The organism is Shewanella algicola, from assembly GCF_014648035.1.
GTDB lineage: Bacteria > Pseudomonadota > Gammaproteobacteria > Enterobacterales > Shewanellaceae > Shewanella > Shewanella algicola.
The window spans coordinates 1-682 of the sequence record NZ_BMQI01000167.1 but is presented as its reverse complement, the minus strand read 5'-3'; the positions used below and the strand labels follow the sequence as shown (position 1 = coordinate 682).

The window sequence follows — 682 nt, the reverse complement described above, 5'->3', positions numbered from 1 at the left end:
AATGACTAAACGTAAAACCTATTCAAAAGAGTTTAAGCTTGATGCCATTGCGCTGGTAAGAGAGCAAAATTATAGCATTGCTGAAGCTTCAAGAAATCTAGAAGTGAGTGCTCAGCTCCTCGGTCGCTGGATAAAAGAATCCGAAAATGATGATGGTCATGCATTCAGAGGAAACGGCAAGCTAACACCTGAGCAGAAGGAAATTCGTCAACTAAAAGCACAAGTCAAACGCCTAGAAATGGAGCGTGAAATATTAAAAAAAGCGACGGTCTTCTTTGCCAAAGAAACGAAGTAAAATACACGTTTATTGCCCAAAATAAGAAGATCTGGCCTGTGATAGTAATGTGTCGCGTGTTGGGTGTAAAAAACAATAACTACTACAGTTATCAAAAGCGAAAACCACAAAAGTCTGTTGATACAGAGCATCAAGAGTTGCTCCAGTGGGTAAAGAATATTGCTGAGTTTAGCGATAATACCTATGGCGAAAGGCGAATTCAAAAAGCATTAAATACGCTTGATTATCCTGTCGGGCGCAGGAAAACAGCACAATTGATGAAAGAGGCAAACGTTTGGGTGCGCTACAAGAAAAAGTATAAAGCAACGACGAATAGTGAACACAATAAGCCAATATACGATAATGAACTCACACAGAATTTTGATTTTCAGAGCGCCAATCAAGCGT

The 682-nt window shown here is 39.6% G+C and carries 1 pseudogene; it reads left to right on the top strand.

The window, feature by feature from the left end:
* Position 1: 1 nt before the first annotated feature.
* Positions 2-682: pseudogene (locus tag IEY42_RS22540) on the top strand (IS3 family transposase); the annotation flags it as partial.